The following is a 17,621-nucleotide window of genomic DNA, read 5'->3' on the forward strand; positions in this document are numbered from 1 at the left end:
CACCGGCATGCTCCGCGATCGTCCAGCAGTTCTTCCGCGGCAACGGCGCCAGCAAGCCCCGGACAAAGTCACGCACCCGACGGCGAGGCTCCGGCCTACGGAAACGCTGCCCGACCGTCAGCATCAAGTCGTCGAACAACACCCGCCACCGCTGGGCGTCTACCCTGTATCCGGCAGCCACCGCTGCATCATGGTCAGTCCACACAACCGTCCATGATCGGCGGTGGCTGCCCTCGTTCCCGCGTCGCATCAAACCGCAGCTCAGTCAAGGTCAACAACCCCGGCTGGAGTACTAGGTGAGGAAGCGGGTACGGCGGCGGCGTCCGATCAGGTAGGCCGCGCCGCCGAGGAGTAGGAGGGCGCCACCGATGCCGGCCGCGGTCGCGGTGTTGGCGCCGGTTAGGGGGAGGCCGCCTCCTTCGCCGCTGGCGGCGCTCAGGCTGGTGGAGGGGGTAGGGGTCGGTGTGTCAGTGGCGGGGGTGGTGGGCGAAGCGGTCGCCGTGGTGCTCGGGGTGGGTGCGGCGGTCGCCGTGGTGCTCGGGGTGGGTGTGGGCTGAGCTGCGCAGTCAAGCTCACGTGCGGCGTACAGGCCGTCGTTGAGGAAAGCCAGGTAGGCGTCCATGCTCGAGGTGTGCAACACCTCTTGCGCGGCCTCGTCCACGTTGGTGCCACCGGCCGCCATCGCCTGGTTCACCTTGATCCTCAGGTCAATCGACCACGAGCCCTCTATGCCTGTCTTGAGGAATGTGCGGAGATCATCTTCGCTGCCGCTCAGCGCGGTCTGCAGTGCGCGAGGCGTAGCGACAAACGAGTGGTCGTTTGCCGCCTCCAGGAGCCGGAACGCCAAGAGCCGCACCTTGCCGTAGTGGGCGGTGTCCGGATCAATGGTGACGAGCTCGCGGATGTCCTTGTAGACCTTGCGCTCGACCATTTGGCAGGTCTCGTCCAGGCCGAGTGGCGGGGTTTGGGCCGCTGCCGGTGTTGCCGGTATGACAAAAGCCAGCGCCATTAGGGCGCCGGCCAGGATCTTCCCACGCATGTGGTTCCCTCCCGTGAAGTAGAGCGCAGAGATGCTACCCCACCGGATGAGAAGGGTTGGGCGTCAGCGATGTGGATCACGAGGATGGCTGGCTGTGCCGTCTCGCTCGTGAGCGCAACCGTTGCATCGCCTCCTGGCGAACAAGCGCGGCCCGTAGCCGCTGCGCCAACAACCCGGAGGACCCCAGGCGAGCATGCCCATCGCCGCGACAGACGGCCCACCACCACGCCCGCAACCGATCCACATCGATGAGTTCAGCCGGGCCGAAGGAGCCGGCGTCGGTCGCGAATCATCGAGGATAGGGACACCTCCTTCGACTTCCGAGCAGCCGCCAGCAAGCAGACCTGCCCCGTGCGTAACGCAAGGCTTTCGAACGATACTGTGGACACGTTAAGTTCCCGCCAGAACGTAAATCGATATTTTGATTGACGTCTGTCATGTATGTGACCCCCCTACGCGGATGCTGAGGCAGGGCGCAGCGGGCGCACAGATGGGGCAGCTCGACAGCGAGCGGAGCGAACTGGTCACTGGCAGCCCCGGCCGCGCCACCGGCCCCGGCACCGCCACCAGCCCCGGCCCTGGCAACCGCCCCGGGCGATGTCAACCCTCATGACCACCCCGACCGTCACAGGGAGTTATGCGGTGGTGGTCGTGGTGGGCCGGGCAGAGCGGTGGCTCGGTGCCGCTGCGGGGTGAATCACACTTCGCCACAGGGTGGGAACGGGTGGTCATCGGTCGTGGTCGCCGGCCTACACTCGGCGGCACAACTGAATGCCTCATCCAGAGGGGCTGAGGGACACGGCCCGACGACGCCCCGGCAACCACCCCACGTGATCACCCAGAGTGATCGGCGGGGCAGGTGCCAATTCCGGCCCCGCCGCAGAGTGCGACGCGGGGGCAGATGAGAGGAATCTCGAGATGACGTCCACCGTCGCCCCGTCCGGGATCGACCCCGCCACCAGCCCGGCCCGCGCCCTGGTCTGCCGTGCCTGTTCGGCCCGGTACCCACTCATCGCCCAGCATGCCTGTTACGAGTGCTTCGGCCCGCTGGAGGTCGACCACGACCCCGCTGCGCTGGCCGCCGTCACCCGCGAGCAGATCGAGGCCGGCCCGCGCAACATCTGGCGGTACGCGCCGCTGCTGCCGGTCGGTCAGGACCCGGTCAGCCGGGTCACCCTCGACCCGGGCTTCACCCCGCTGGTCGCGGCCCCCCGGCTGGCCGCCGAGTTGGGCCTCACCGCGCCGCTCTGGGTCAAGGACGACAGCGCCAACCCGACCCACTCGTTCAAGGACCGGGTGGTGTCGGTGGCGCTGACCGCCGCCCGGTCGTTGGGCTTCACCCGATTCGCCTGCGCCTCCACCGGAAACCTGGCCAACTCGGTCGCCGCGCACGCCGCCCGCGCCGGTGCCCCGTCGGTGGTGTTCATCCCTAGCGACCTGGAGCAGGGCAAGGTGCTCACCACCGCCGTGTACGGCGGGGACCTGGTCGCGATCGACGGTTCGTACGACGACGTGAACCGGCTCTGCGGCGAACTGGTCGAGACCGACGAGTTCGAGGACACCGCCTTCGTCAACGTCAATGTGCGGCCCTACTACGCCGAGGGCTCGAAGACGCTCGGCTACGAGGTGGCCGAGCAACTCGGCTGGCGAATCCCCGCCCAGGTGGTGATTCCGATGGCCTCCGGTGAGCTGCTGACCAAGGTTGACAAGGCGTTCGCCGAGCTGGTCGAGATTGGCCTGGTCGAGGCGCCGGCCGGTGGCTGGCGGGTGTTCGGGGCGCAGTCGGCGGGCTGCAGCCCGATCGCCGCTGCCCTGCATGCCGACAGTGACACCATCAACCCGGTCAAGCCGACCGGCATCGCCAAGTCGCTGAACATCGGTGATCCGGCCGCCGGCCCGTACGCCCTGGAGTCGGTCCGCCGTACCGGCGGTTGGATGGCGGCGGCCGACGACGACGAGATCCGGGCCGGGATCCGGCTGCTGGCCCGTACCGCCGGGGTCTTCGCCGAGACCGCCGGCGGGGTGACCGTGGCGGTGCTGCGAAAGCTCGTCGAGTCCGGCCGGCTCGACCCGACCGCCGAGACGGTGATCTTCAATACCGGCGAGGGGCTCAAGACCCTGGAGGCGGTGGCGGATCAGGCCGGCCCAAGCCACCGGATCAAGGCGTCGCTGCGGGCGGCCCGGGACGCCGGCCTGATGGGTTGATCGGCCGGTTGAAGATTGATCAGGCCCGGACTGCGTAAAACCTGCCCGTGCGGGCTTGACGTCCGGTTTATCATGGCGAAAAATATCTAGTGCGGGAGGGCTCTCGCCGGAGACTTGTTCTTTCGACCCAGCGCCAGCGGCGTTGTGTGGGAGTCCCTCCCGACCATCCCTATTTTTCCTGATTCGGGCCGCCGATAAATGGCTGGACCGGTCAGCGCCTCGTGGCGCAGGCTGCGGGCATGAGCGTCATCGTTACTCCCTTCGGCCCCGCCGACGACCAGGCAATCGCCGCGGCAGTCCAGATCGGGGCAGCCGCCGCCGTGGTTGATATGCCTGACTTTCCGCTTTTCTGCCCACAGCGGCTCATCGGTTCTGTGCGGCACCCGATGCCCGGCGACGCGCCGGTGCACCTGCTGGCCCACCTCGATGGTGCGGCCGCCGGCCTACTCACCCTCGAGCTGCCGCAGCTGGATAACACCGAGAACGCCTCCGTCGAACTGACGGTGTATCCGGCCGCCCGACGCCGGGGAGTCGGCCGGGTGCTGTTCGATCGCGCGGTCGAGCTGGCCCGGGAGCACGGGCGCAAGCGGCTGACCGCGATGACCCTGGACACGGTGGCGGCCGGCGCCGCCTTCGCCCGGACACTCGGGGCGGACTCCGTGCTGGCCGACGTCCGCCGCCAGCTGGACCTCGACCAGCTCGACCCCGCGGTGCTGGCTCGCCTGCTGGCCGAGGCCCAGGACCGGGCCGCCGACTACCAGGTGGTGTTCTGGCAGGGCCACACCCCGGCGGAATACCAGGCCGATGTCGCCTACCTCGAGGGGCGACTCGTCAGTGACGCCCCGATGGGGGGCCTGGCGTGGGAGCCGGAGCAGTACGACGCCGAGCGGGTCCGGGCCACCGAGGCCGCGTTGGACGCGCGCGGCCGCCGTCGCTACCAAGCCGGAGTACGGCACCGGGCTTCCGGCCGGCTTGTCGGGTGGACCTTGCTCGACGTGGCGGCCACCGTCGACTGGCACGCGCTCCAGCAGATCACCCTCGTGGACCCGGAGCACCGGGGCCACCGCCTCGGCCTGCTCGTCAAGCTCGAAAACCTGCGGTACCTGCGGTCGCACGAACCGGCGGTGCGGGTCATCAACACCTTCAACGCCGCCGCCAACGACCACATGATCGCCATCAACGAGCAGCTCGGGTTCCGGGTCGCGGACCATTGGACCAACTGGCAGTTGACGATCTGAGTGTGACGCGGCCCTACTGATCGTGCTGACATCTGTTGCATGATGGCGGGCATGACGGAGACCCCGCACCCCCTGTACGACAGGCACGCCGAGACCCTCGACCGGGCGCTGACCGCCATCTCGCAGCGCGGGTACTGGTCCGCCTACCCGGAGTCGCCCAGCCCGCGGGTGTACGGCGAGACCGCCGCCGACGACGGCAAGGCGGCCTTCCAGGCGTACCTCGGTCGTGACTTTCCCCTTGACCAAGCTGGCGACGGGAGCACGGTCCGGACCGAGGTCAGCCCCTTCGGCGTCGACCTGGGAGTCGGCTACCCGCACGCGAGCGCCGACCAGCTCACCGCTGCGGCCGCCACGGCACTGCCGTCGTGGCGGGACGCCGGCCCCCGGGCGCGGGTCGGCGTCTGCCTGGAGATCCTGGATCGGCTGCACCGCAACGTCTTCGAGCTGGCCAACGCGGTGCAGTTCACCAGTGGGCAGGCGTTCGTGATGGCCTTCCAGGCGGGTGGGGCGCACGCGTTGGACCGGGCGTTGGAGGCGCTCGCCTACGCGTACGCGGAGATGACCCGGCACCCGGGCACGGCCGGCTGGGAGAAGGCGGCGGGCAAGGGCGACCCGCTGCGGATGACCAAGACCTTCCACGTGGTGCCGCGCGGCGTCGCGCTGGTGATCGGCTGCAACACCTTCCCGACCTGGAACTCGTATCCGGGGCTCTTCGCCTCGCTGGTCACCGGCAACCCGGTGATCGTCAAGCCGCACCCGCGCGCGGTGCTGCCGCTCGCGATCACGGTGCGCTACGCCCGCCAGGTGCTCGCCGAGGCCGGCTTCGACCCGAACCTGGTGCAACTCGCCCCCGAAGCGCCGGGCGAGAAGCTCGCCTCCGCACTGGCCCAGCATCCGGCGGTGCGGATCGTCGACTTCACCGGCTCCTCCGAGTACGGCGACTGGCTGGAGGCCAACGCCCGGCAGGCGCAGGTCTACACCGAGAAGGCCGGCCTGAACGCGGTGGTCATCGACTCCACCGACGACTTCAGCGGAATGTGCCGCAACCTGGGCTTCACACTGACCCTCTACAGCGGCCAGATGTGCACCACCTCGCAGAACATCCTGATTCCCCGGGACGGCATCGAGACCGACCAGGGGCACAAGAGCTTCGCCGAGGTGGCGGCCGGGATCGCGGCGGCGGTTGGCAAGCTCACCGCCGACCCGGCCCGTAGCGTGGAGTTGACCGGCGCGATCGTCAACGACGGGGTGCTGGAGCGGCTGGACGAGGTGACCAAGGTCGGTGAGTCGGTGCTGGAGTCCCGTACCGTGACCCACCCGGCCTTCCCCGGCGCGGTGGTCCGGACGCCGACCATCGTCCGGCTGAACGCCGACGACACCGCCACCTACACCCGGGAGTGGTTTGGCCCGATCTCGTTCGTGATCGGGACCGACTCGACCGAGCACAGCCTGGAGCTCCTGCGCGCCACGGTGGGTGAGCAGGGTGCGTTGACCGCGGCGGTCTACTCGACCGGGGAGGCGGTGCTGGACGCGGCCGAGACGGCGGCGGTCGAGGTTGGGGTGCACCTGTCGGCGAACCTGACCGGAGGCGTCTTCGTGAACCAGTCGGCGGCCTTCTCCGACTTCCACGGCAGCGGCGCCAACCCGGCGGCCAACGCGGCTCTCACCGACGGTGCCTACGTCGCCAACCGGTTCCGCATCGTGCAGAGCCGTCGCCACGTCTGAGCAGACCCACCGCTCAGCGACTGCGGCGCTCGCAAGCGCGGTGCAACCCTCGCGATCATGATGTGCAGTGGGCAATTCCGGGCGGGTAGCTCCTTTGAGTTGTTGCCCGCCCGGTGCCGGGCTGTCCCCCGTCCAACGCGGCTGGCAAGGTCTTGTCGGTGACGTTCTGCCACTCTTACTCGGTGGCGTGCTGGTGGTGCGGTTCGCTGCTGATGCTGCCGCCTCCGACGGTGAACGCGGCAGGTGGTAGCTACCGGTGATATGCGGGAGTCCCGGCCGACCAGACGGGACTCCGTTGCGAGGTGGGGTCAGTCAGCGGAAAGAGCTTCCGAATCTTGGTAGAGGTTCCAAACAGCGCTGTCGAAGTAAGGACCGTTCCTGAAGACCGGGGCAGCCGAAGTATGGCTGGTGATGCTGTTGATTGTTCCTCTGCCGGTAGAATTATCGTAATTCAGCAGCCAGGGGCCACCTTCGTCTCGTCCTGCATGTCGTTTGACATGATGAGGAGCTTGTCAGGGTAGTTTTGGGTGGTCTGGGCCTGGCGGAATTGTTGAAAATGCGCCGCGCCCGTAGTTTCCTGGATATCCGATTGCCGTTACGGATTGCCACCAGTCTTTGCCTGTGGAAAGGCCGTGGCCACCCACGGCCGAGACGATCTTCCCGTCTGCCCAGTATGGGCGTGTCGCATAGCCGAGAGACGGCCATCGCGTCGATCCTTCAAGGTGACCAAGTCAGTGAAGGAAGTGCGGACGCGATGGCCTATCTGAGAGGGTGAACCCTGTTGAGCTGCTGCGTGAGCCGATCGAGGTCGCGTCGCTAGATGTGTTGCAGGCGATGGCGAAGACGTGTGCGCAGGCGTTGATGTCCGCCGCGGTGAGGTGTTCGGGTCGTTGACCCGCCCCGGGTGGCAGGATCGAATCGGGCAGTATGCACGTGGGTTGATGGTGGACGGGCGGCGTGGGCCGATCCAGCTGATGGCGCGGGCGTCTGTCGGTGTCCTGGCGTGACGGTCCCGCACCCGCGCGGGCAGGCCGGGTGAGGATGCGCTCCCGGTTCGTGCTTCTGCGCGTCCCGCCAGCCGGACGGGTCCTGCTCGCCGCCCGCCGCGACCAGGACCTACCCGAAGCGTGGCTGATCGCCGAATGGCCACCCGACCGCGACGAACCCACCAAGTACTGGCTGTCGAACCTGCCCGCCACCGCCGCGAAACGCACCCTCGCCCGATGGGCGAAACTACGCTGGCGAATCGCACACGACTACCGCGAACTGAAGACCGGCCTCGGCCTCAACCAGCGCGTGCCTAGGGCTTGCGGGCGACACCGGCCCAGTAGTAGGCGGCGTGCGGGTCGGCGGGCCCGCCGTCGTCGGGCTGCCAGGCCGCCACCGGGACGATTCCCGGCTCCACCAGCTCCCAACCCGCGAAGAACCGGGCCACCTCGTCGCGACTGCGGGCCACGAGGGTCATGCCGCTGTCAACGGCGGCGTCAACGGCCGTCTTGACGGCCTCCGGGTTGAAGTCGCCGGTCGGATGAGTAATCGCCACGTAGCTACCGGATGGCAGGGCGTCCATCAGTACGCGAATCTTGCGCCACGGGTCGTCGGCGTCCTCGAGCAGCATCAGGGTCGCGATAATCGTCAGCGCGACCGGCTGGCCAAGGTCAAGCACCTCGCGCAGCTTCCGGTGGTTGACAATCAACTCCGGCTCACGCAGGTCGGCGTGGATGTACTCGCTGCGCCCCTGCTCGGTGCTGATCATCAGGGCCCGGGCGTGGGCCAGGACGATGGGGTCGTTGTCGACATAGACCACTCGGGTCTCCGGGGCGATCTGCTGGGCTACCTCGTGCAGATTCGGCCGGGTGGGGATGCCGGTGCCGACGTCCAGGAACTGCCGCACGCCGGCCTGTCCGACCAGGTAGCGGGCCACCCGGTGGACAAACCGACGGTTCTCGGCGGCCATGGACCGCAGCGTCGGGATCGCCGAAATCAGGGCCTCGGCGACGGCCCGGTCAGCGGCGAAGTTGTCCTTGCCCCCGAGCCAGTAGTCGTAGATCCGCGCGGAGTGTGGCACACCGTTATCTATCGTGGACGACTTGGTCCGCTGCTGATCTGCCGTGGCCGGGTTGCTGCTGGGCACGGTCACCTCCTACTAAGGATGCTCGTGGAGCGGGCGGCACTCAGCCTAGCCGGACATCGACACCAGCGGCATTCCCGGGAGATCGGTGCGGGCGGCATCGGGTGCGCCCCTGAGCTGGGTACGCCGGTCGGTGTTCGGGTCGGTGGCCCGGGACCCGTTCGGCGTCGTACCGTGTCGTTCAGGCCGGGCGGCGCATCTGCAGCTCGGTGAGGGTCGGGATCGTCGGGTGCGGCAGGCGGAGGCCGGTGTCGATGAAGCCCAACCGCCGGTACGCCCGGTAGGCCCGCTCGTTGCCGACCACGACCTCCAGCATCAGCTCGGGACGACCGCAGGCGCGGGACCAGCCGGCCACCGCGTCGATCAGGTCGGGGAGCAGCCCGCTCCCCCGCCAGGACGGGGTGATGTAGACGGCGAAGATGACGGTGAGCCCCGGTTCGTCCGGAGCCACCGTGCCCCCGGCATGTCCGACCAGCCGGCCGCTCGGGTCCGCGACGAACTGCGCGTCGGTGATGCCCGCCGAGGTGTAGGCGATGCGTGCCGCGTAGTCGGTGTGGGGGCGGGCTGCCGCGTCGGCAATCGTCTCCAGGAAGGCCAGCGGTGCGTCGGCGAGCATCTCCAGCCGCAGCGCCCGCATTCGGGCGGCGTCGGCTGGCTGGACGCGACGGACCCGCGCCCGCTGGGCCGATGCCGGCCGCGGATCGGGCTCGCTCGTCATGTCGGTTATCTATCACAACGATGCTCGACGATGGAATCCACTCGGTTCATGTCCGATTTGTGGTCGTGCGCCGCCGTCACGCCTCGTGTAGCGTGCGATTTCGGTCACCGGTTCAGCGGCCGTCGCTGATCGTCGAACCGGTGCCACCCGCCGGTCGGCGTGCCGGCTCGGCCGGGGTGAGTGGAGTCGCGCAGAGTTAGGAAGTGCACCGTGGCACAGGGCACCGTGAAGTGGTTCAACGCCGAGAAGGGCTATGGCTTTATCGCCGTTGACGGGGGGCAGGATGTCTTCGTCCATTTCTCTGCTATCGAGATGGACGGCTACAAGGCGCTGGACGATGGCCAGCGGGTGGAGTTCGAGATCGCCCAGGGTCAGAAGGGCCCGCAGGCCGAACGGGTGCGGGTTGTCGCCTGAGTGACCGGCGCCGCCTCAGGGGGCGACCGGCATAGCGGTCGTCCCCAAGATCGTCGCCGCTCGGCCGCTCGGCCGCTCGGCCGCTCAGCCGCTCAGCCGCTCAGTCGACCGACTGGCTCGGGCTGGTGCGCGGTCGGATCACGCGGCTCCCGCCGCTGTTCGTTCGTGACACGGCTCTCGCCGTGTTGATGCTCTCCTGCCGGATGCGGCTCTCGCCGTGGTGGTGCTCCCGTGCTTGACGTGGCTCGCGCTGTGCATTGCTGCTTCCCTGTTTGACGCGGCTCCCGCTGTGCTGCTGTTCCTTTTCGCCGCAGTGGTCCCGGCGCCGCACTGTCACCTCCGAGCCCTACCTGATGTAGCAGGTAGGGCTCGTTGTCGTGGCTGCCGCGCCGTCGACGTACGAGGGGCTGGTCGAGCCTCGCTCGGCAGACGGTGGAACTCGACTGCCCTGGGCGATCGTGCTTGCACTCGGCAAGGGGGAGTGCTAAACAGGTCTTGGCACTCGCATACCGTGAGTGCCAATGGTCGGGGCGGGAGGGCCACGGTTGCAGCGGCGTCGCAAGACGCGGGTGCGGCAGTTGGCCGGTCGTCGCGGGCTATCCGGCCCGGCCGACGGACATCGTCGTCGCCAGGTGGCGATGTCTGAAGGTGCGTAACCAGGCGGCCCATCCGGGAGACACCCTCTCGGGTGGCCCGTGAGTGTCCAGGAGGACAACGCCGTATGGCCAAGATGATCGCGTTCGACGAGGAAGCTCGCCGCGGCCTCGAGCGGGGCATGAACCAGCTCGCTGACGCCGTGAAGGTGACCCTCGGCCCCAAGGGCCGCAACGTCGTGCTCGAGAAGAAGTGGGGCGCTCCCACCATCACCAACGATGGTGTGAGCATCGCCAAGGAGATCGAGCTCGAGGACCCGTACGAGAAGATCGGCGCTGAGCTGGTCAAGGAGGTCGCGAAGAAGACCGACGACGTCGCCGGTGACGGCACGACGACGGCGACCGTCCTGGCCCAGGCCATGGTCCGTGAGGGCCTGCGTAACGTGGCCGCCGGCGCCAACCCGATGGCCCTGAAGCGGGGCATCGAGACCGCGGTCGCCAGCGTCTCGGAGGAGCTGCTGAAGCTCGCCAAGGACGTCGAGACCAAGGAGCAGATCGCCTCCACCGCCTCCATCTCCGCTGGTGACCCCAGCGTCGGCGAGATCATCGCCGAAGCGATGGACAAGGTCGGCAAGGAAGGCGTCATCACCGTCGAGGAGAGCAACACCTTCGGCCTGGAGCTTGAGCTCACCGAGGGTATGCGCTTCGACAAGGGCTACATCTCCGCGTACTTCATGACCGACCCGGAGCGGATGGAGGCCGTCTTTGACGACCCCTACATCCTGATCGTCAACAGCAAGATCTCCTCGGTCAAGGACCTGCTCCCGATCCTGGAGAAGGTCATGCAGTCGGGCAAGCCGCTGCTGATCATCGCCGAGGACATCGAGGGCGAGGCCCTGGCGACCCTGGTCGTCAACAAGGTCCGGGGCACCTTCAAGTCCGTCGCCGTCAAGGCCCCGGGCTTCGGTGACCGCCGCAAGGCCATGCTCGGTGACATCGCCATCCTCACCGGTGGCCAGGTCATCAGCGAGGAGGTCGGCCTCAAGCTGGACGCCGTCAGCCTCGACATGGTGGGTCGCGCCCGTAAGGTCGTGGTGACCAAGGACGAGACCACGATCGTCGACGGTGCCGGCGACGCCGAGCAGATCCAGGGTCGGGTCAACCAGATCCGGGCCGAGATCGACAAGAGCGACTCCGACTACGACCGGGAGAAGCTGCAGGAGCGGCTGGCCAAGCTGGCCGGCGGCGTTGCGGTGATCAAGGTCGGCGCGGCCACCGAGGTCGAGCTGAAGGAGCGCAAGCACCGCATCGAGGACGCCGTTCGCAACGCGAAGGCTGCCGTCGAGGAGGGCATCGTCCCGGGTGGTGGCGTCGCGCTGGTGCAGGCCGGCAAGACCGCCTTCGACAAGCTCGACCTGACCGGTGACGAGGCGACCGGCGCCCAGATCGTCAAGATCGCGCTGGACGGCCCGCTGCGGCAGATCGCCGTCAACGCCGGCCTTGAGGGTGGCGTTGTTGTCGAGCACGTTCGTGGCATCGAGGCCGGCCACGGCCTCAACGCCGCGACCGGTGGCTACGTGGACCTGATGGCCGCGGGCATCATCGACCCGGCCAAGGTGACCCGTTCGGCGCTGCAGAACGCGTCGTCGATCGCGGCGCTCTTCCTCACCACCGAGGCCGTCGTGGCGGACAAGCCGGAGAAGACCCCGGCTGCCCCGGCTGGCCCGGGCGGCGGGGAAATGGACTTCTGAGTCCAGTCTCGCGAGATTGGAGGGGCGGGCCGTTCAGCGGTCCGCCCCTTTGCGCGTTTATGTCGGTAGCGGCCGTTGATTGCGCCGCTTCTGCGTCTGGTCGTACGGCTGGGGTGCCGGGACCGGCTCGTCCACGACCGGCACCGGTTCGTCGGCGGGCGGTTCGTCGGTGCCGTCCATCTCCGCCCGCTGCTCGGCGTCGCCGAAGTCGAGGCGGTCAAAGGGCAACGGCGGCCCGGGCTGTTCGTCGTCCGTCGTCATGTGGGCCTCCTCCACCGAAACGGTAGGGGCCGTTGCCGGCTAATGGGGGCGAATGACGCTATCGGATGATCTATCCTATTCGTCGGTTATTGCCCCCCGAGGCTCCGCCGGTACCCGAAGAAGACTCGCTCGATCCAGGCGCCCGCGCTGCCCGAGTAGAACCGAACCGGCCCCACCCAGCCAATCTGCGCCTGCGTGATCCCCGCGGCCCGCTGGTCGGCCAGGCAGCGACGCAGCAGCACCCCACCGATCCCGGACCCCGCTGCGGCCGGCGCGGTGCCCATCGGGCCGAACCAACCCGGCCGGGACGAACCCCAGGCGGCGAAGCCGAGAAGGTCGCCGTCGCGTTCGGCGAGATGGCAGCCGGCCCGGTCCCGGCCGATCGACTCGGCCACCTCCGCAGCCCAGGTGCCGTCGAAGGTCCCCGACGCGAACGCCGTCAGCGCCGGCAGATCTGCCGGCTCCGCCCGCCGTACCGTCACTCCTTGATCGGCCAGCCGCTGCTCCGCCGGTGCCGTCGTCCGCAGCGCTGGGCTCTCGACATCGGAGAGGTCCGCGGTCATGTTCCAGGCCGTACTGTCCCGGGCGTACCCGAGCGCCTCCGCCGCGCAGATCGCCGGCGTGTAGCGCACATCAATGCCGGGCCAGGCATAGTACGGCGGGTTGCCGGCCAGCAGCACCTCCCTCGCCCCGAGGTCGGCGAGCCGTTGCTCGGCGCGTGACACCAGTGCCCGCGCCACGCCCCGCCGCCGGTGCGCCGGCTCCACCGCGATCAGGTCCACATGTGCGGCTGGGCTGCTCGGCGCGGAAAGCGAGCCGAGCAGTACGCCGATGAGCCGGTCTTCCCGGTGCGCGCCCAGTGCAACGACGGGGCGGTTCGCGACCGCCCGAGGCCAGAGCGTCTCCACGATGGCCCCCGCCTCGGCGGCGTCGTCCGGCAGATCCAGGGACCGGCCGCACAGCTCGATCACGGTCGGCAACTGCTCCGGCGTCAGCTCGGTGAACAACAGGTCCATGGACGCTGACCCTAGGCCACCAGAGCACTGTTGTTAAGAAGGTTCCCTGCCGTCGGCGTACGGGGCCTGCGTCCGCGCACCGGAGCGCCCGGCCCGGTCGGCGGAAACTTCGGCCTACGCGTGGCGTTCAGCCTCGGGCGGCGCGGACGGCGGCGTACGCGTCCACCAGGCCGGCGCCCGCGACATGCGCCGCGTCGCCGCACCGGTCGCCACTGACCCGGACCGCGGTGGCGGTCTCGGTCAGGATCTGGCGCGTCCGAGGTAGATCCCCGATCAACGCCGGATTGGCCGACCACATCAGCGCCGCCACCCCGGCCACCTGCGGAGTCGCCATCGATGTGCCGCTGAGCGTGCCGTACCCGCCACCCGGCAGCGCGCTGCGCACCTCCGCGCCAGGGGCGACCAGGTCCGGCTTGGCGCCGCCGCCGGGGCCCGGGCCGCGCGAGGAGAAGTCGGCCACCTGTCGCTGCCGGTCGACGGCACCGACAGTCAGGACATCCGGGTGGAAGGCCGGCGAATCCTCGATCGAGCGGCAGCGGGGCCCGGTGTTGCCGGCGGCTACCACCACGAGGATCCCCGCAGCGGCCAGGGCGGCAACGGCCGGCTGGAGCGCCCCAGAATCACAGCCCTCCAGCGCGGGGCAGGCCCACGAATTGGTGAGGATCTCCGGCGCGCGGTGTGGGCGACCGTCGCGGAACGGGTCCCCACCGATGGGAAAGGGTGCCAGCATGAACTGGAGGCAGTCCAGATAGAGCGCGGGGTTGCCGAGGTTGCGGTCCAGATTGACACAGCCGGTCCAGGTGGCCCCGGGGGCGACCCCGACCCCGTCCCGCCCAACCGCGCTGCCGAGCGTGTGGGTGCCGTGCCCGCCCCGGTCCCGCGGGGCCGAGGTGACGTTCCAGGGGTCGAACCACGAGTCGACACCGCCCCGGAAGCCGGCCGCCAGCCCCGGATGGGTGCCATCCACCCCCGAGTCGGAGCTGCCCACGGTCACCCCCGTACCGGTGATCCCCAGCTCCGACCAGACCCGGTCGGCTCGGATCAGCCGGATGTTCCACTCCGCGCCCGGCTGTGGTGCGGTGTCCCCCTGGGCGACAGGGGCGGGCGCGGGCAGTGGGCGGGCCCGCTGGCTGACCAGCACCCGATCCACCTCGGGACGGTCCGCCAGCCAGGCCCGCACCAGCGGCCCGCCGTCGACCTCGATCGCGTTGACCAGGTAGTAGGGCGTGTGGTCCAGCCGGAACCGGCGCAGCTCCCGGCGCAGGTCGGCCTGCGTCCGCTCGGCGGTCTCCACCAGCCGTTGGTATACCTCGGCTGCCCGGCGGTCGCGACCGGCCCGCCCGGTGGCGGCGGGTACGCCGCTCAGGTCGGCCTGCTCCCGGAGCACCACGAAGAGCCGTTCACCATGCAGCCCGGGCTGCCCCGGCCCGACCGCTACCGCCCCGGTCGCCACCAGCAGGGTGGCCGCCGCCGCCCCGGCCACCGCCCGACTGGGCCGGGCGCCGGGGCGGCGGACGAGCGTCACCCCGTACCCGATGGCGAGCAGGACCACGACGGTGAAGCCGGCAGCGGCGGCGACCGCCACCCAGAAGGGCACGTCCCGGGAGGTGGCCAGCACCAGGCTGACCTCCTCCGGGTCGGCCCAGGCGAGCGGGCCGAAGACACTCAGCCCAACCAGCCCGGCGACGGCGGGCCCGACGCCGGTCGCTGTCCGCCGGGCGGTGGTGGCCAGGGCCGCCAGCGCGAACCCGGTCGGCGGCAGCGTCAGCAGCAGCGGCAGCTGGGCGCCGGACTGCCCGACTCCCGCCCCGAGCAGCAGCAGAACGACGCCGGCGACCAGACCGTCCACCAGCACCAGCTGGCCTGGTCGGGGCGGAGTGTCGGCGCTGCGGCGGGACCAGAACCCGTCGGACAGGAGCACGGCTGCCAGCCCACCGACGGCCGCAGCGGCGAGTGCGGCGAGCAGTGTCTCCAGCAGCCCACCGAGCGCACCGACCCAGACCCACGGCAGCAGCAGGGCCAGCCCGCCGGTGAGCCCGAGCAGCGTCACCGGGGCGAGGGGTGAGGTGCGCCGCCGGTCCGACTCGCCCCCCGGGCCCCTCGGGGCGATCCGGTGGGCGACGAGCCGGTGGATGAGCAGGGCGGCCAGCCCGGCCGTGCCGGCAAGCGTCACCAGATACGCCTCGTGCTGCACCGGCGGCAGCGCCCGCAGCAGGCTCAGCGCGCCGAACACCAGCAGACCCACCAGCCAGAGCCGGCCGACGGCGCGGACCACGCGGGAGCGGGGCAGCAGGGCGAGTGGCAATGTGGGGATGCCGGCCAGGGCCACCACCGCGACGGTGGTCACCGGCCAGAGCCAGACCAGCCGGTCCACGCCCATCAGGAGGAGGAACTGGTCGGTCAACCAGCCGCCGAGCTGGGTGACCACGGTGAGGCCGACGATCCACAGGCCGAGGAAGACGGCGGCGATCACCGGCACGGGGCTGCTCCGCGGTGGGCCGGCCGGGCTCGGGAGGGGGTGGGCTGGCCAGGGTCCGGGCTGCACCGGCACACCGTACGTTGTCGTCGGCTTAGCCGCAGTACGTCGTCGGATTCACCGCCGTACGACGTCGAACCGTCGTCGGTCGGTGCTGGGACGGAGTGTCCCGGAATTCGCTGCTGCCCTGGCCGGGACGGGGCGGGCTAACGTGGAGGCGTGCGTGACCCGAATGTGTCCCGAGCGACGGCCAGCCAGCTCTCTCCGCAACGGCGCACCGCCGACCTGCGTAGCCTGGCGGCCGAGCACTTCGATGTCCTGATCATTGGCGGCGGGGTCACCGGCGCTGGCGCCGCTCTGGACGCCGCCTCGCGTGGCCTGAAGGTCGCCCTCGTCGAGGCGCGCGACTACGCGGCCGGCACGTCCAGCCGGTCCAGCAAGCTGATCCACGGTGGCCTGCGCTACCTCGAACAGCTCGAGTTCGGTCTGGTCCACGAGGCGCTCACCGAGCGGGGCCTGCTGGCCACCCGGCTCGCGCCGCACCTGGTCCGTCCGGTGCCGTTTCTGGTGCCGCTGCTCGGTCGCGGGCTCCGGGACCTGCCGGCTAGGACGCTGCGCCGCTCCTACTACGGCGCGGGCGTGGCGGCGTACGACGCTTTCGCCGGCGTCTTCGGCGGCGGCCGGGGGATGCCGCTGCACCGGCACCTGACCCGAGAGGGGGTCCGCCGGACCTTCCCGAGTCTCAAGACGGAGGGGTTGGCCGGTGCGATCCGTTACTACGACGGTCAGGTCGACGACGCGCGGCTGGTGGTCACCCTCGCCCGGACCGCGGCCAGCCTCGGCGCGACCGTGGTCACCAGCGCCCGCGCCGTCGGTCTGATCCGGCAGGCCCGCGAGGTGACCGGGGTTCGGGTTCGGGACCTGGAGGCGCCGGCCGACTCCCCGGACGCCGAGTTCGAGGTGCGGGCCCGCACCGTGATCGCGGCGACCGGGGTGTGGAGCGACGACATGTCCCGGATGCTCGACGACGTCGGGCTACGCCCCCGGGTTCGGGTCCGGGCCTCGAAAGGCGTGCACTTGGTGGTGCCCCGATCGGCGATCACCGGCGAGACCGGGCTGATCCTGCGAACCGCCACCAGCGTGCTCTTCGTCATCCCCTGGGGCGGGCACTGGATCATCGGTACGACCGACACCGACTGGCGGCTGGACCGCTCCCACCCCGCGGCCTCCGCTCGGGACATCGAGTATCTGCTGGCACAGGTCAACACCGTCCTGGACCGGCCGCTGACCACCGCCGACATCGAGGGCGTGTACGCGGGTCTGCGACCGCTGCTGGCCGGCGAGGCGGACTCCACCTCCAAGCTGTCTCGGGAACACGCGGTGATCGAGCCGATGCTCGGGCTGCTGCTGGTCGCCGGGGGCAAGTACACGACGTACCGGGTGATGGCCGCGGACGTGGTCGACCGGGCGGCGCACCGGCTCGGCGCGGCGCGGCGGTCCCGAACGGCCGACCTGCCGTTGCTCGGCGCCGACGGGTACGCCGCCATGTGGCGGGACCGGGCGGACCTGGCCCGCCGGCACGGGGTGCCGGTCGGCGTGGTCGAGCATCTGCTGGAGCGCTACGGCAGCCTCACCCTGGAGTTGTTGGCTCTGATCGACGCCGACCCGTTGCTCGGTTCCCCGTTGGCCGGCGCGCCGGAGTACCTGGCCGCCGAGGTGACCTACGCGACCCGGGCGGAGGGGGCGCTGCACCTGGAGGACGTGCTGGATCGGCGGACCCGGATCTCTATCGAGACCGCGCACCGCGGCTTGGCGTCGGCCGAGCACACGGCGGAACTGATGGGCGCGGTGCTGGGCTGGAACGCCGAGACCCGGGCCCGGGAGGTGGCGCACTACCGGGCGCGGGTGGCGGCGGAGCGCAACTCACAGCTGATGCCGGATGACGCGACGGCCGACACGGCCCGGCTCGGTGCACCCGATGTCCGTGGCTTCGCCGCCGACCGGGGGGACGAGGATTCGGTGGAGAGCGCCGCCCCCTCCCCGTAGCGACGGAG

Annotated in this window: 12 protein-coding genes, 2 pseudogenes and 1 riboswitch; of the genes and pseudogenes, 7 read left to right on the top strand and 7 right to left on the bottom strand. The window is 70.1% G+C overall.

The window, feature by feature from the left end:
- Window positions 1–124, bottom strand: a pseudogene (locus tag K228_RS29170) (IS701 family transposase); the annotation flags it as partial.
- A gap of 168 nt (window positions 125–292) precedes the next feature.
- Entirely contained in the window at window positions 293–1,039 is a 747-nt protein-coding gene (locus tag K228_RS25535; RefSeq protein WP_033776795.1) for an LPXTG cell wall anchor domain-containing protein, read from the bottom strand.
- A gap of 773 nt (window positions 1,040–1,812) precedes the next feature.
- Window positions 1,813–1,947, top strand: a riboswitch (SAM riboswitch).
- 10 nt (window positions 1,948–1,957) lie between these two features.
- On the opposite strand from K228_RS25535, the gene thrC reads away from it, so the two are divergent.
- From thrC to K228_RS30380, 4 genes and pseudogenes are all read left to right on the top strand, one after another.
- On the top strand, window positions 1,958–3,244 hold the full coding sequence (thrC, locus tag K228_RS0111385; protein WP_025618552.1) for a threonine synthase: 1,287 nt from the start codon (window positions 1,958–1,960) through the stop codon (window positions 3,242–3,244).
- Between the two features lie 239 nt (window positions 3,245–3,483).
- Window positions 3,484–4,482: a GNAT family N-acetyltransferase gene (locus K228_RS0111390; RefSeq protein ID WP_025618553.1), complete on the top strand. Its 999-nt coding sequence runs from the start codon at window positions 3,484–3,486 to the stop codon at window positions 4,480–4,482.
- A gap of 51 nt (window positions 4,483–4,533) precedes the next feature.
- Window positions 4,534–6,207, top strand: coding sequence for a phenylacetic acid degradation protein PaaN (paaN, locus tag K228_RS0111395; protein WP_025618554.1), 1,674 nt, complete (start codon window positions 4,534–4,536; stop codon window positions 6,205–6,207).
- Window positions 6,208–7,200: 993 nt separating this feature from the next.
- Window positions 7,201–7,497 (top strand): annotated as a pseudogene (locus K228_RS30380) (IS701 family transposase); the annotation flags it as partial.
- A 10-nt stretch (window positions 7,498–7,507) separates the two neighbouring features.
- Here the strand turns inward: K228_RS30380 and K228_RS0111405 are convergent.
- Window positions 7,508–8,347 carry an SAM-dependent methyltransferase gene (locus K228_RS0111405; RefSeq protein WP_033776800.1) on the bottom strand — a complete coding sequence of 280 codons (840 nt, stop codon included), beginning with the start codon at window positions 8,345–8,347 and terminating at the stop codon, window positions 7,508–7,510.
- 172 nt (window positions 8,348–8,519) lie between these two features.
- Window positions 8,520–9,056: a GNAT family N-acetyltransferase gene (locus K228_RS0111410; protein WP_025618556.1), complete on the bottom strand. Its 537-nt coding sequence runs from the start codon at window positions 9,054–9,056 to the stop codon at window positions 8,520–8,522.
- 210 nt (window positions 9,057–9,266) lie between these two features.
- Between K228_RS0111410 and K228_RS0111415 the strand changes: the two genes are divergently transcribed.
- Both K228_RS0111415 and groL read left to right on the top strand, forming a co-directional pair.
- On the top strand, window positions 9,267–9,470 hold the full coding sequence (locus tag K228_RS0111415; protein ID WP_007073263.1) for a cold-shock protein: 204 nt from the start codon (window positions 9,267–9,269) through the stop codon (window positions 9,468–9,470).
- A 721-nt stretch (window positions 9,471–10,191) separates the two neighbouring features.
- Window positions 10,192–11,814 carry a chaperonin GroEL gene (gene groL / locus K228_RS0111420; protein ID WP_018221617.1) on the top strand — a complete coding sequence of 541 codons (1,623 nt, stop codon included), beginning with the start codon at window positions 10,192–10,194 and terminating at the stop codon, window positions 11,812–11,814.
- A 57-nt stretch (window positions 11,815–11,871) separates the two neighbouring features.
- Here the strand turns inward: groL and K228_RS0111425 are convergent, their stop codons facing one another.
- The 3 genes from K228_RS0111425 to K228_RS0111435 all read right to left on the bottom strand — a co-directional run bounded on the left by K228_RS0111425 (window position 11,872) and on the right by K228_RS0111435 (window position 15,642).
- The gene (locus K228_RS0111425; protein ID WP_025618557.1) at window positions 11,872–12,075 is read right to left on the bottom strand and encodes a hypothetical protein; all 204 of its coding nucleotides are present in this window, start codon (window positions 12,073–12,075) and stop codon (window positions 11,872–11,874) included.
- A gap of 86 nt (window positions 12,076–12,161) precedes the next feature.
- The gene (locus tag K228_RS0111430) at window positions 12,162–13,091 is read right to left on the bottom strand and encodes a GNAT family N-acetyltransferase (protein WP_025618558.1); all 930 of its coding nucleotides are present in this window, start codon (window positions 13,089–13,091) and stop codon (window positions 12,162–12,164) included.
- 127 nt (window positions 13,092–13,218) lie between these two features.
- Entirely contained in the window at window positions 13,219–15,642 is a 2,424-nt protein-coding gene (locus K228_RS0111435) for a S8 family serine peptidase (protein ID WP_025618559.1), read from the bottom strand.
- Window positions 15,643–15,801: 159 nt separating this feature from the next.
- On the opposite strand from K228_RS0111435, the gene K228_RS0111440 reads away from it, so the two are divergent.
- Window positions 15,802–17,613 carry a glycerol-3-phosphate dehydrogenase/oxidase gene (locus K228_RS0111440; protein ID WP_025618560.1) on the top strand — a complete coding sequence of 604 codons (1,812 nt, stop codon included), beginning with the start codon at window positions 15,802–15,804 and terminating at the stop codon, window positions 17,611–17,613.
- Window positions 17,614–17,621: the final 8 nt, after the last annotated feature.

Source organism: Salinispora cortesiana, assembly GCF_000484695.1.
Lineage (GTDB): Bacteria > Actinomycetota > Actinomycetes > Mycobacteriales > Micromonosporaceae > Micromonospora > Micromonospora cortesiana.

Bases quoted from the DNA above. Each gene is read 5' to 3' on its own strand.
- K228_RS25535 (WP_033776795.1), bottom strand. From the start codon at position 1,039: ATGCGTGGGAAGATCCTGGCCGGCGCCCTAATGGCGCTGGCTTTTGTC.
- K228_RS0111410 (WP_025618556.1), bottom strand. From the start codon at position 9,056: ATGACGAGCGAGCCCGATCCGCGGCCGGCATCGGCCCAGCGGGCGCGG.
- K228_RS0111430 (WP_025618558.1), bottom strand. From the start codon at position 13,091: ATGGACCTGTTGTTCACCGAGCTGACGCCGGAGCAGTTGCCGACCGTG.
- K228_RS0111425 (WP_025618557.1), bottom strand. From the start codon at position 12,075: ATGACGACGGACGACGAACAGCCCGGGCCGCCGTTGCCCTTTGACCGC.
- groL (WP_018221617.1), top strand. From the start codon at position 10,192: ATGGCCAAGATGATCGCGTTCGACGAGGAAGCTCGCCGCGGCCTCGAG.
- thrC (WP_025618552.1), top strand. From the start codon at position 1,958: ATGACGTCCACCGTCGCCCCGTCCGGGATCGACCCCGCCACCAGCCCG.
- paaN (WP_025618554.1), top strand. From the start codon at position 4,534: ATGACGGAGACCCCGCACCCCCTGTACGACAGGCACGCCGAGACCCTC.
- K228_RS0111390 (WP_025618553.1), top strand. From the start codon at position 3,484: ATGAGCGTCATCGTTACTCCCTTCGGCCCCGCCGACGACCAGGCAATC.